13 protein-coding genes are annotated in these 12,423 nt (G+C 53.7%); 7 read left to right on the forward strand and 6 right to left on the reverse strand.

Annotated features, from left to right (window positions below; all coding sequences use genetic code 11):
- The first annotated feature begins 60 nt into the window (after positions 1 to 60).
- On the forward strand, positions 61 to 582 hold the full coding sequence (gene sodC, locus RTX30_RS01255; RefSeq protein WP_312686024.1) for a superoxide dismutase [Cu-Zn] SodC: 522 nt from the start codon (positions 61 to 63) through the stop codon (positions 580 to 582).
- Here sodC and RTX30_RS01260 read toward each other — a convergent pair.
- From RTX30_RS01260 to RTX30_RS01270, 3 genes are read right to left on the reverse strand one after another with little or no spacing between them, the layout of a single operon-like run.
- Positions 575 to 2,587, reverse strand: a complete 2,013-nt coding sequence (locus tag RTX30_RS01260; RefSeq protein ID WP_312686025.1) for an FUSC family protein — start codon at positions 2,585 to 2,587, stop codon at positions 575 to 577. The two genes, sodC and RTX30_RS01260, sit on opposite strands and share 8 nt — an antisense overlap.
- Positions 2,587 to 3,447, reverse strand: a complete 861-nt coding sequence (locus RTX30_RS01265) for an HlyD family secretion protein (protein ID WP_312686799.1) — start codon at positions 3,445 to 3,447, stop codon at positions 2,587 to 2,589. The genes RTX30_RS01260 and RTX30_RS01265 overlap by 1 nt, the downstream gene beginning before the upstream one ends.
- Positions 3,447 to 3,686: a DUF1656 domain-containing protein gene (locus tag RTX30_RS01270; RefSeq protein WP_312686026.1), complete on the reverse strand. Its 240-nt coding sequence runs from the start codon at positions 3,684 to 3,686 to the stop codon at positions 3,447 to 3,449. The genes RTX30_RS01265 and RTX30_RS01270 overlap by 1 nt, the downstream gene beginning before the upstream one ends.
- 197 nt (positions 3,687 to 3,883) lie before the next feature.
- Between RTX30_RS01270 and slyA the strand changes: the two genes are divergently transcribed.
- A complete protein-coding gene (gene slyA, locus RTX30_RS01275; protein ID WP_312686028.1) occupies positions 3,884 to 4,324 on the forward strand; it encodes a transcriptional regulator SlyA in 441 nt (146 codons plus the stop codon).
- A gap of 75 nt (positions 4,325 to 4,399) precedes the next feature.
- On the opposite strand, the gene slyB is transcribed toward slyA, so the two are convergent.
- Positions 4,400 to 4,867 (reverse strand): outer membrane lipoprotein SlyB, encoded by a 468-nt coding sequence (gene slyB, locus RTX30_RS01280; RefSeq protein ID WP_312686030.1) that lies wholly within the window; start codon positions 4,865 to 4,867, stop codon positions 4,400 to 4,402.
- Between the two features lie 283 nt (positions 4,868 to 5,150).
- Between slyB and anmK the strand changes: the two genes are divergently transcribed.
- The 5 genes from anmK (at position 5,151) to pdxY (ending at position 9,752) form a co-directional block, all read left to right on the forward strand.
- A complete protein-coding gene (anmK, locus tag RTX30_RS01285; protein ID WP_312686032.1) occupies positions 5,151 to 6,275 on the forward strand; it encodes an anhydro-N-acetylmuramic acid kinase in 1,125 nt (374 codons plus the stop codon).
- A gap of 92 nt (positions 6,276 to 6,367) precedes the next feature.
- Positions 6,368 to 6,691 carry a C-type lysozyme inhibitor gene (gene mliC, locus RTX30_RS01290; RefSeq protein WP_312686035.1) on the forward strand — a complete coding sequence of 108 codons (324 nt, stop codon included), beginning with the start codon at positions 6,368 to 6,370 and terminating at the stop codon, positions 6,689 to 6,691.
- A gap of 56 nt (positions 6,692 to 6,747) precedes the next feature.
- Entirely contained in the window at positions 6,748 to 7,404 is a 657-nt protein-coding gene (gene pdxH / locus RTX30_RS01295; protein ID WP_312686800.1) for a pyridoxamine 5'-phosphate oxidase, read from the forward strand.
- 142 nt (positions 7,405 to 7,546) lie between these two features.
- Positions 7,547 to 8,821 (forward strand): tyrosine--tRNA ligase, encoded by a 1,275-nt coding sequence (tyrS, locus tag RTX30_RS01300; protein ID WP_312686037.1) that lies wholly within the window; start codon positions 7,547 to 7,549, stop codon positions 8,819 to 8,821.
- 70 nt (positions 8,822 to 8,891) lie between these two features.
- Positions 8,892 to 9,752 (forward strand): pyridoxal kinase PdxY, encoded by an 861-nt coding sequence (pdxY, locus tag RTX30_RS01305; RefSeq protein ID WP_312686040.1) that lies wholly within the window; start codon positions 8,892 to 8,894, stop codon positions 9,750 to 9,752.
- Positions 9,753 to 9,847: 95 nt separating this feature from the next.
- Here the strand turns inward: pdxY and gstA are convergent, their stop codons facing one another.
- Together gstA and dtpA are read right to left on the reverse strand one after the other, a co-directional pair.
- A complete protein-coding gene (gstA, locus tag RTX30_RS01310; protein WP_312686042.1) occupies positions 9,848 to 10,453 on the reverse strand; it encodes a glutathione transferase GstA in 606 nt (201 codons plus the stop codon).
- Positions 10,454 to 10,560: 107 nt separating this feature from the next.
- Positions 10,561 to 12,063 (reverse strand): dipeptide/tripeptide permease DtpA, encoded by a 1,503-nt coding sequence (gene dtpA / locus RTX30_RS01315; RefSeq protein ID WP_312686044.1) that lies wholly within the window; start codon positions 12,061 to 12,063, stop codon positions 10,561 to 10,563.
- Positions 12,064 to 12,423: the final 360 nt, after the last annotated feature.

Below are 12,423 nucleotides of genomic sequence, written 5' to 3' on the forward strand. Positions count from 1 at the left end.
CGGTGAAATCTTTTACCCTGGTTTAGACTTACAGGGTAAAAGTAATTCTAAGGAGGTCATATGAAGCGTTTTAGTCTGGCAATACTGGGGTTGTTAGTCTGTGCCGGCGCGCAGGCAGCCAGTGAAGAAGTGGATATGCATCTCGTTACCGCTCAGGGAATAGGGCAATCGATCGGCAGCGTAAAAATCAGCGAAACCGATAAGGGCCTGGAGTTCACTCCCGATTTGAAAGCCCTGCCGCCGGGCGAACATGGTTTTCACGTGCATGCCAAAGGCAGTTGCGAACCAGCAATGAAAGAGGGCAAAGCGTCGGCGGCGGAAGCGGCAGGCGGCCATCTTGATCCTCAACATAGCGGTAAACATGCTGGTCCTGAAGGGGACGGGCATTTGGGCGATTTACCCGTGCTAGTGGTGAATAACGACGGTAAAGCTACGGAAGCGGTGGTCGCGCCACGGTTGAAAAAACTTAGCGACGTGAAAGATAAAGCGCTGATGGTGCATGTTGGCGGCGATAATATGTCCGATCAACCGAAACCGTTGGGCGGCGGTGGCGCGCGTTACGCCTGTGGCGTTATCAAGTAAGCGTGCCAGCCGGTGGTGCCTGTTCCAGTTGCGACAGTGCGCAATACAGGCGCCAGACAACGGAGGCCAGCTCGCGAGCAGCGGGTTGATGGTGTTTACCCAGCGTCGTACAAATCTGCTGCAGTTCTGCCAGCGTGGCGGTAAGCGTTCGTTGCTGAACGCCACGTTCACTCATCACATCACGCAGTAAGGCGATGCAAATATCACGCACTTTTGATAAAGGATCGGAACGGATCTCCCATTCACGCAGTTGCCAGACCACATGTGAACAGTTCAATAATACGACGCCCCAGCGCAACAGCCAGCGGCGCGCCAGGGCATCTTTGCTGTTACTGAGTTGACTGATGTGATGGTAGACCACCGATTCAAACGCATGTTCGCTCAGTTGCGGTATGCGGCTAAGTTGATCGACAAAACTGCGGCGCAATGCGCGAATATGACGGCGACTTTTTCGCGCGTCTGACCCAGGACGCAGGACGGCGAAGGCCAGCCAGGCCAGTGCCACACCGAGGATCTTCGCCAGGTTGTCATTTAAGAAATCGGCAAAGTCATACACCGGCGGATTAGTTACAGCGATAAACGAGCCCATAAACACAATCAACTGCCCCCACAGTCCGGCCAGTTTCGGCATTTGCAGTTTTAGCAACTGCAGTGTGGTCAGTAACGGGAACAGAAACAGCAAAAACGAAGCGAGCTCGTTGATTTGCACCATCAGCCCAAACTTCACCACAAAGCTGAACAGCGACAGCAGCGTTAAGGTGCGCAGCAGTAGCGTCAATGAGTTGAATGGCGCTGGTGAAACCGAGTAAAGCACACAGCTAATTGCCGCCAGTGTCAGTGCCGCCGGGCCGCTTTCCCACTGCGTGGTAATGCTCCATGCCCCAACCAGACTGAGTGCACAGAAGGTGCGCAGCCCGCTCCAGAGCGCCTCAGCGTGGTCGGTATAGCGCATTAAACCCGGACTGCGGGGCACCGTATAAGCGCTGATCGGCGTGGCATTCTCCACTCGTAACAGCCAGCGGCTGCTGACCAGATACAAACGACAAAAATAACGTAAACGCTGCCAGAAAGCCCGATGGTGGTAATCGTCAGTCTCTGTTGGCGCGAGGGGGGCAATGATCCGCGCCACAGTTAGCGCATCGGTATGCGGATGCGCCAGCGCAGCCAGTAACTGCTCAAGAACCGGGCGCAGATTCGCCGGGGCATCGGGCCAGTTCAGCAGCATTCTGCGCAGGCTGGAGATCACGCTGGTCATGCGTAATTGCTGATGCAGCAACCAGGTCAACAGCGTATTTTGCCGCCGGAAGCGGTAATGACTCCAGAAAGCCTGAATGCGCAGTAAATTTGTCGTCAGGATCTGGCCAATCACACTTTCATGGGCGCTGCGGATAGCATCAGTTGTTTCGGGTTGCCAGAGCAGGCTGGCGTGTTCCAGCAAGCGTGCGTGCATCTTTTTCAGCGCGGTGAGCAGCGCCGGGCCATCGGCGGTGCCGGGCAGGATCATCATCATCATGCCGCCGCACACGATGCCAAGTATTACCTCGCATACCCGCGCCTGGGCAATATCCCACAATTCGGTGATATCGGTGACATTCACCATTGTAAAGGCAATGATCGCCGCAGTGTAACCGGCCAACTGGCAGGCATAGGCGACATTATTGCTGAACTGGGCGCAGGCCCAGGTACACAATGCAATCCAGCCGGACATCATAAACAGAAACAGCCATGGATCGTTCAGCGTCTGCCCGGCAATGATCAGCGCGGCGCAGGCCCCCAGCAGACTACCCGCAATACGCCCAAGGCTTTTACTGATGACGCCACCCACAGTCGGGAAACTGACCACAGCGGCGGAGGTCAGCGCCCAGTAAGGCTCGTCGAGATCAAGATAATACGCCACCGTCAGCGCCAGACACATGGCGATGCCGTTGCGCAATGCATATCGCCACTGACCGGCGCTGGCTTTCACCCACGGCAGTTTGTTCCAGAGCGAGAGCGGCGAGATCATCACCGACCGCCGATGGCTACGGTGCAGGTGGTGCCGGAAACCATGGTGACATCCTGCGGCACACTGTCGAGCTGGATCCGCACGGGCACGCGTTGCGCCAGGCGCACCCACGGCACGTTAGGTTTGATATCCGGTACCAGTCCGCTGTCTGTTTCTATGCTCTGATCATAAATGGCACGACCAATACTGGAAACGTGACCCTGTAACGTTACGTTGCCGCTGTAGAGAACAATTTTCGCCGTCGCGCCAGGATGAATATGGCGCAGTTTGGTCTCTTCGAAATAGCCCATCACATAAAACGAATGACCATCCACCAGTGCAAAAATAGGTTGCCCGGCGGTTGCGTAGTTCCCTTTGCGCGCGGTGAGGTTTGTGACCCAGCCATCGACAGGCGCTTTGACGTCTGTTTGTGTTAACTGCCATTTTGCCTGTGCCAGTTGGGCCCCGGCGGCAGCGACACTCGCTTGTGCCGCTTTTACACTAATATTGGCAGTATCGAGATCTTCCGCGGAGATGTAGTTTTGCGAAAGATGACGACGGCGGTTGGCTTCGTTATTGGCTTTTGCCAGTTCGGTCTGCGTTTTGGCCAACTGAGCTTCGGCGTTAAGGACAGCAATGTGGTAGGGGGTGTCGTCAATGCGAAACAGTGTGTCGCCAGCTTTTACCCACTGGTTATCGGTGATATGAAACTCGCGGATACTGCCAGAAACCTGCGGAGTAATACTGACCTGCTCGGCGCGGACTTTGCCGTCGCGCGTCCAGGGCGATTGCATGTAATAGTTCCACATCCACCCTGCGGCGACAATTGCCACTGCCAGCACCAGTAACGTGGAAAAATATTTCAGCGATTTCAGATTCATCATGACCACACAATCAACAAGCCGAGGGCGAGGCTCAGCGCAATAACAAACAGAGAAAGATCCATCAGGATGGGGTGCCAGATGTCGCCGGCATAGATCCAGTCACGCAGGGCGCGGTGGGCAATAAGCCACAGTAAAAAGCCCAGCATCACCGCTTTAAATAAGGGAGGAAAGTAAACCGATGCGCCGAAAATCAGGTCCTGCAGGGGGAGAACCGGGGAACTGGAAGTTAACTTCACGCGTAGGTGTCCTGTGCCGTCACGCACATCGCCGGGCCAGGAGAGACAGTCATAAAAGCGCGAAAATTACACCATAATAACGGTGTAACGCGCTGCAATTGCCCTGACGAGTGCTGCAATACATTTGTTTTAGCAATATAAATACTGCAAACTATTTTAAAATGAGTATAATAACTTAGCAAGCTAATTATAAGGAGATGAAATTGGAATCGCCATTAGGTTCTGATCTGGCACGCTTAGTGCGCGTCTGGCGCGCTTTGATTGACCATCGCCTGAAACCTCTGGAATTAACGCAGACTCACTGGGTAACGCTGCACAATATTCACCAGCTGCCTCCCGATCAGTCGCAAATTCAACTGGCAAAAGCGATTGGCATTGAACAGCCTTCGCTGGTGCGTACGCTGGACCAACTGGAAGATAAGGGGCTCATTTCCCGCCAGACCTGTGCCAACGACCGCCGGGCTAAGCGGATCAAATTGACAGAAAAAGCGTCACCTATCATCGAAGAGATGGAAACGGTTATTCGCAAAACGCGGGGGGAAATTCTCTCCGGGATCTCTGCTGAAGAACTCGATCTATTAATTAAGATGATTGCCCGGCTGGAGCAAAATATTCATGAGCTACAGTCGCGTGATTAACAGTAAAAAGCCTTGCATTCGCAAGGCTTTTTTTATGCCCCTGAGAGGGCAAATGAAACCATGTGACCACCGGGCTTAGCGCGGGGAAACGGTTACCTGACGGCCATTGCTTGCCAGCACAACGCGCTGACCTGCGGCGAAACGGGTATTGCCCTGTTTCTGTACCACCATAATGGTGTTGCCGTCGTCTTTACGGATTTCCAGTTCAACACCCTGTGTTTTGTTCAGCGAACCCTGTACCGACTGACCCGCTACGCCACCTGCCACAGCACCGGCTGCCGTCGCCAGAGAACGACCTGTACCGCCGCCAACCGTGTTACCGAGGAAGCCACCCAGGACAGCACCGCCAAGCGCGCCGATGACATTATTCTCATCGCCACCCTGAATCTGTACCGGACGTGTGTTCACAATGGTGCCGTAAGTGACATTTTGCACTTGTTTGGCTTCGGATGCAGAATAAACATCACCAGAAAGCGTATCGTTGTTCACGCAGCCTGCCAAAGTAAAACCAATCAGCGAAACTGCCAGTGCACGTAACATCATTTATGAATCTCCTGTTCACCATGTAACGCTCGTATGAGCATCCGTCATGGTTAAATTATATGGCATTTTAACAAGGCCAGGTCATATCTTCTGCCAAATCCCGGCAAAAAGAGTAATCAAAGGGACTTTAACCGGTTTTAAACGAAGCGATTATAAGCGCTGGTCAGATGAATTTCACTTAGCGAAAAGCGACTGGATTGTTAAAAAGTGTTTGTACGTAATGGCGTTAACCTACACTTTGTGGTGGAGTGTTAACCCTCTGCCACGCATTAAAGGAAGGCGTATGAAATCGGGTCGCTACATTGGATTGATGTCGGGAACCAGTCTGGACGGTATTGATGTCGTACTCGCGGCAATTGACGAAACGATGGTCGCCCAGCAGGCCAGCCTGACATTTCCTATTCCGCTGCCGTTAAAAGAGGCGATCCTCAGCATCTGCCAGGGCCAGCAACTCACGCTTTCGCAACTGGGGAGGCTGGACACCCAACTGGGCAAATTATTTGCCGATGCGGTGCTGGCTCTGATGGACAAAGAACACCTGCGCCCGGAAGACATTGTCGCCATCGGCTGCCACGGGCAGACCGTGTGGCATGAACCTGTCGGCATTGCGCCTCACACCCTGCAAATTGGCGATAACAACCAGATCGCTGCCCGCACTGGCGTGACCGTGGTGGGGGATTTTCGTCGGCGCGATATGGCGCTTGGTGGTCAGGGCGCGCCGTTAGTACCTGCGTTTCATCATGCGCTACTGGCGCATCCGGTCGAACGCCGCATGGTGCTGAATATTGGCGGCATTGCGAATCTTTCATTGCTGATCCCAGGCCAGCCGGTGCGCGGATATGACACCGGGCCAGGTAATATGCTGATGGATGCCTGGATCTGGCGGCAAAAAGGTAAGCCGTACGATAAAGATGCCCAGTGGGCGAGCGAAGGCAAAGTGGTGTTGCCATTGCTGCAAAATATGCTGAGCGATCCCTATTTTTCAACCCCCGCGCCCAAGAGCACAGGCCGTGAATATTTTAATTACGGCTGGCTGGAGCGTCATTTGACAAGCTTCCCGGCACTGAACGGAAGCGATGTGCAGGCGACGCTGGCCGAACTGACGGCCATCACCATTTCGGAGCAGGTACTGCTGAGCGGTGGCTGTGAGCGGTTACTGGTATGCGGTGGCGGTAGTCGCAACCCGCTGGTAATGGCGCGTCTGGCGGGGCTGTTACCGGGGATTGAGGTCGGCACGACCGACGATGCGGGTATCAGCGGCGATGATATGGAAGCACTGGCCTTTGCCTGGCTGGCATGGCGCACGCTGGCAGGGCTACCGGGAAATCTACCTTCGGTCACCGGCGCGTCTGCCCCCTCGGTGCTGGGGGCGATTTTCCCCGCCAACCCGCGCCAGAATCAGAGTTAACTTAATTTCACCTTGCTGGCACACCGTTAGACTGACCATGCTTAGGGAGGGCTGTTTGCCCTCCATGACCAGGACAGTCCCGGGAATACCACATGAAAAAATTGTTGATCGTCTGCCTGCCCGCGCTGCTTGCCGGATGCAGTTATTACCATCAGTTTGTTGAACGGATGCAAACCGATACGCTTGCGTACCAGTGTGATGAAAAGCCGCTTACCGTGAAACGCAATAATTCGCGCCAGCAAGTCAGCTTTGTCTGGGATGACAAGTTACTCAACCTCCAGCAAGGCTTATCCGCATCTGGCGCTCGTTACACTGACGGCGTGTATGTCTTCTGGTCGAAAGGGGATACCGCGACGGTCTATAAACGTGACCGTATCGTGCTGAATAACTGCCAGTTACAAAATCCGCAGCGTTGAGATTTTCACAGGGGGGCGCATAATAGCCCTACCTGATGACTACACTCGCTAACGCCATGTCTGATAACGATCAATTGCAGCAAATCGCGCATCTGCGCCGTGAATACACCAAAGGTGGCCTGCGCCGCGGCGACCTCCCCGCTGAACCGCTGAAACTCTTTGAACACTGGCTGGGCCAGGCTTGCGAAGCAAAACTGGTTGACCCAACGGCCATGGTGGTCGCGACGGTGGATGAGCACGGCCAGCCCTACCAGCGTATTGTGTTGCTCAAGCATTATGATGAAAAAGGCCTTGTGTTCTACACCAATCTTGGCAGCCGTAAGGCGCACCATATCGAACACAATCCGTCCGTCAGTTTGCTCTTCCCGTGGCATATTCTTGAGCGCCAGGTGATGGTCACCGGTAAGGCAGAGCGTCTGTCGACGCTGGAGGTAATGAAATACTTCCACAGCCGCCCGCGCGACAGCCAGATTGGTGCCTGGGTGTCAAAACAGTCCAGCCGCATTTCTGCGCGCGGCATTCTGGAAAGTAAGTTTCTCGAACTGAAGCAAAAATTCCAGCAAGGCGAGATCCCCCTGCCAAGTTTCTGGGGCGGTTACCGTATCAGTATTGAGCAGATGGAGTTCTGGCAGGGGGGCGCAAACCGTCTGCATGATCGTTTTTTATACCAGCGCGAAAATGACGCGTGGAAAATTGACCGTCTTGCCCCGTAATCACTGAAAAATGTTGCGTTAAGCGCTGGCACTCCGTGTGCCGGCGCTTTATTCTATCTGCCCCCCATGAAGTATCCTTTCGCATCTGGCGAAAAGTCGTGTACCGGCATAGGTGCAGTCCGTTTTATACATGGAGAATTTGATGGCTAGCAGTAACTTGATTAAACAATTGCAAGAGCGGGGCCTTGTGGCCCAGGTGACGGATGAGGAAGCGTTAGCAGAGCGACTGGCGCAGGGCCCGATCGCGCTCTATTGCGGCTTCGATCCCACCGCTGACAGCTTGCATTTGGGGCATCTTGTTCCATTGTTATGCCTGAAACGCTTTCAGCAGGCGGGCCATAAGCCGGTCGCGCTGGTGGGTGGCGCAACCGGGTTGATCGGCGACCCGAGTTTTAAAGCCACCGAGCGTAAACTGAATACCGAAGACACCGTGCAGGAGTGGGTGGATAAAATCCGTAAGCAGGTTGCGCCATTCCTTGATTTCGATTGTGGCGATAATTCAGCGATTGCTGCAAACAACTATGACTGGTTCGGCAACATGAATGTGCTGACCTTCCTGCGCGATATCGGTAAGCACTTCTCTGTTAACCAGATGATTAACAAAGAAGCCGTGAAACAGCGTCTGAACCGCGATGATGTCGGCATCTCGTTCACTGAGTTTTCCTACAATCTGCTGCAGGGTTATGACTTTGCCTGCCTGAACGAACTGCACGGCGTGGCGTTGCAGATTGGTGGTTCTGATCAGTGGGGCAACATTACCTCCGGTATCGATTTGACCCGTCGTCTGCACCAGAATCAGGTGTTTGGTCTGACGGTTCCGCTGATCACCAAAGCCGATGGCACTAAATTTGGTAAAACCGAAGGCGGCGCGGTCTGGCTGGATCCGAAGAAAACCAGTCCGTATAAGTTTTACCAGTTCTGGATCAACACCGCAGATGCAGATGTCTACCGTTTCCTGAAATTCTTTACCTTTATGGACATCGCAGAAATTAATGCGCTGGAAGAAGAGGACAAGAACAGCGGTAAAGCGCCGCGCGCGCAGTATGTGCTGGCGGAGCAGGTCACTCGTCTGGTGCATGGCGAAGAGGGGCTGATTGCGGCGAAACGCATTACTGAAAGCCTGTTTAACGGTACGCTGAGCGCGCTGAGCGAGGCTGACTTTGAACAGCTGGCGCAGGATGGCGTGCCGATGGTAGAAATGGAAAAAGGCGCGGATCTGATGCAGGCGCTGGTAGATTCTGAGCTGCAGCCGTCGCGTGGCCAGGCACGTAAAACCATTGCCTCTAATGCGGTGACCATTAACGGTGAAAAACAGTCCGATCCGGAGTATTTCTTTGCCGACAGCGATCGCCTGTTTGGTCGTTACACGCTGTTGCGTCGCGGTAAAAAGAATTACTGCCTGATTTGCTGGAAGTAATCTGTTGCCTTTCCAGGGGAGTGAGAAATCACTCCCTTCTTTTATTGCCCTATCTTGCAAGGCCCTCAACATGAAGAATATCCTCGCCATTCAATCGCATGTGGTTTTCGGACATGCGGGGAACAGTGCTGCCGAATTTCCGATGCGCCGTCTGGGCGCCAATGTCTGGCCATTGAATACCGTGCAGTTTTCTAATCATACGCAATATGGCAAGTGGACCGGCAGCGTGATGCCGCCAGCCCATTTAACGGAGATTGTGCAGGGTATCGCCGCCATCGACCAGCTTCAGCATTGCGATGCCGTGCTGAGCGGATATCTGGGATCGGCGGAGCAGGGCGAGCATATCCTTGGCATTGTGCGACAGGTGAAAGCAGCGAATCCGCAGGCGAAATACTTTTGCGATCCGGTAATGGGCCACCCTGAAAAGGGCTGTATCGTGGCGCCGGGCGTCGCCGAATTTCATGTGCGCCACGCATTACCCGCCAGCGATATTATCGCGCCAAATCTGATTGAACTGGAGATCCTCTGCGAGCATGCGGTGAATACCGTAGCAGAAGCTGTGCAGGCGGCACGCGAGTTAATTGCGCAGGGGCCGCAAATTGTGCTTGTGAAGCATCTCGCCCGTGCCGGGCTGAGCGTGGATAGGTTTGAAATGTTGCTGGTAACGCCGCACGAGGCCTGGCATATTAGCCGGCCGCTGGTGGATTTTGGCGCGCGTCAGCCTGTTGGGGTCGGCGATGTGACCAGCGGGCTACTGTTAGTGAAATTGTTGCAGGGAGCCAGCGTGCGCGAGGCGCTGGAGCATGTCACTGCAGCGGTGTACGAAATAATGAAAACCACCCAGGCGATGCAGGAATATGAACTGCAGGTGGTGGCGGCGCAGGACCGCATTGCGCAGCCGGAGCATCTGTTTAGCGCCACGCAGTTATAAAAATGGCGGGGAGATCCCCGCCATAGCGTAAAACCGCATTGCATGCCGGGTAACGTTGTGTCACCGGCATGCATATCGGGAACCGGGAGCCTTGCTCAGGCAATCCCTTCTGCTGCCATGGCTGCAGCCACCGCAGGGCGAGCCGCAGCACGCGCCATAAACGCATCAATGTTCGCAAGGCCGGTCATATCCAGTTTTACCGCGCGCGCCCAACGCAGGACGGTAAACAGATAGGCATCCGCGATGGTGAAATGTTCACCACTTATCCACGCTGTATTGCCCAACGCCTCGTTGACATACTGCAGTTTCTTCGCCAGCAGCGCACGTACGGTAGGTTTGTACTCTTCCGGTGTATCCGGGCGGAACAGCGGCGTAAAACCTTTATGCAGTTCAGTCGCGATGAAGTTCAGCCACTCCAGCGTCTTGTAACGCGGCAGCGTGCCTGTCGGCGCCAGCAACTGGCTTTGTGGTGCGTTATCAGCAACGTATTGCATGATCGCCACACCCTCGGTGAGCAGCGTATTGTCATCCAGTTGCAGTGCAGGAACCTGGCCTTTGGGATTGATAGCAAAAAAGTCTTCACCATTTTCCAGGCGTTTTTTCATTAAATCTACGCTGGTCAGGGAGATCTCGTTTCCGGCTTCACGCAGGGTGATATGGGAAGCAAGAGAGCAGGCGCCGGGCTTGTAAAACAGTTTCATTGTTTTTTCCTTATGGCTGAATTCCGGCATAGGTTATTACGCCCAGGCATAAAAAAAAAGCCGATAACGTGCGTTATCGGCTTTCTCTGTCGTCTTCCCCGCAGGTCTTAAGCAGCGGCGGTTTCCGTTGCTTTCGCAGCGCTGTCGTCGCTCTGCGTCATACGGTTAAGTTTCGGTGCCGCCAGAATCATCAGCACTGCGATCACGGCAGTGACGATACCAATCTGGAGGAAGACGCTGCCATAAATATTCAGCGACATCAGCGGATCGGTGACGTTTTCCGGGATTGCCATCTGGTTTGCCACATAACCCGCGATGATGTTCGCTCCTGCAGTGGTCAGGAACCAGCTACCCATAATAAAGCCCATCAGGCGCTGCGGCACCAGTTGTGCCACCATGGCCAGTCCCAGCCCCGAAATCATCAGCTCACCGATACTCTGCAGACCATAACTTGCGATCAGCCAGTTAACGGAAACAATACCGGCCTCAGAGGCGAACTTCGCGCCCAGCGGCAGGATCAGGAACGCACCGGAGCACAGCACCATACCGATGGCGAATTTGTGCGGCATTGGCAGCGTATCGCCCATTTTGTTATAGATAGCGGCGAGAATCGGGCTACCAATAATGATCCAGAACGGGTTCAGCGCCTGATACTGCTCAGGTTCAAACGCAATACCGAACAGCGTGTGCTCTACGTTGCGAATGGCGAAGAAGTTCAGCGAGGTCGGCATCTGGCTATACAGTACGAAGAAGACAATCGCCTGCAGCATCAGAATAAAGGCAACAATCATTTTGCGACGTGCCGCGCCTTTAAGTGCAAACGTCTCTTTTGCAAAAATGCAGATGATGCACAACGCTACGACGCCGAGAACCATACGTGCGATGCCCTGGTTATGCAGCAACCAGGTTGCAATCGCGACCAGGACAACGATCCCGACGATAGTCGCCAGCAGGTAGCCAACACGCACCGGTGCGAAGTCCGGTTTAGAACCGTAGTTTTTAACCCAACGTTTACAGAATGCAAAGTTAACGATGGTAATCAGCAAACCAACAACGCTCAGACCGAAAGCGGTGCTCCAGCCAAAGCGTGCAGCCAGCCACGGTGTCGCCAGCATGGAGAAGAAGGAGCCAACGTTAACAGCCATGTAATACATGGTGAATGCGCCATCGAGACGCGGGTCATTTTTCTCGTAACACGTAGAGAGCAGGGAAGACGGGTTGGCTTTAAACAGGCCATTACCCACGGCGATAGCCGCCATACCCATGTATACGATACCTGCATCATGACCGGACCAGGCAACCAGCGCATAACCCACCGCCAGTACGATTGCGCCCAGCATAATCACGCGTTTGGTACCCAGTACTTTATCGCCCAGCCAGCCGCCGATGGCGACGAGACCGTACACCAGCGCACTGAAAGAGGAGAACAGAGTGATAGAGTCCGCTTCTGACATACCCAGTTGTTTAACCAGGTAAACGGCCATGATCCCTTGCAGGCCGTAGTAACCGAAACGCTCCCAGAGCTCAATGGAGAAAATGAGATAGAACGCTTTCGGTTGTTTAAAAGCGTTTAAACTCACGCTTTCGGTTGGTTTGTTTGCAGTCGACACATATACCTCTTTTTTTACATCCCATATTAACGGGGGTGTTCGGCGCGTAATGACCAGAGTTCATCACGCTTATAGTTATATTGGGAGGGGAAACGGCGGGTAATGTTCACTATCCTGGCCGTTCAGGCAAGCCCTTTGAAATATTCTGTTACATAGATCCGTGTCGTTACATTCCTCGGTGAATTCAATTGTTATTCAGAGTTAAATTTCACCATTGCAATAATCATGGTTTTTTTCACTACTCGAACCCGGTGGTTAGGGTTATTAAGGTATATGTTCTGCTGTTTTGCCTATGAAGTAGTGTATTGGGCTGGTTTGTGAAAGATATCTGGTCATATGTCTCGACAAGGAGTGGGTAAA

Source organism: Kosakonia sp. (assembly GCF_032052965.1).
GTDB lineage: Bacteria > Pseudomonadota > Gammaproteobacteria > Enterobacterales > Enterobacteriaceae > Kosakonia.